Origin of the sequence: Pseudoalteromonas sp. 19-MNA-CIBAN-0066 (assembly GCF_040308705.1) — a bacterium.
Classification (GTDB): Bacteria; Pseudomonadota; Gammaproteobacteria; order Enterobacterales; family Alteromonadaceae; genus Pseudoalteromonas; species Pseudoalteromonas nigrifaciens.
Map to the genome: position 1 here is coordinate 1 of NZ_JBEONZ010000284.1, position 258 is coordinate 258.

1 protein-coding gene is annotated in these 258 nt (G+C 64.0%); it reads left to right on the top strand.

Translation table 11 applies throughout. From position 1 onward, the window contains the following. Window positions 1-34: 34 nt before the first annotated feature. On the top strand, window positions 35-258 hold a 224-nt coding region (locus AAEZ18_RS19160; protein WP_502935424.1), incomplete at its 3' end, for a Tle-like phospholipase domain-containing protein.

Consider the following 258-nt stretch of genomic DNA (forward strand, 5'->3'; position numbering starts at 1 on the left):
GTATATCCCGGATCCGAATGTTTTCGGCGACAGCATGAAGCCGACGGTCGCGTTCAAGGGGACGCAGCAGCTCTTCGGCGAAGACATGAGCAACAACATGGCGCAAGGGCTCGGTGCCGATGCGCCGTATTACCGCAATGCGGTCACGATCGGCAAGAACATCGAGACCACGGGCGCGTCGGCCGGCGTCGATTTCACCGGGCATTCGCTCGGCGGTGGCTTGGCGTCTGCTGCAGCCGAGGCCAGCGGCGGTTCGGC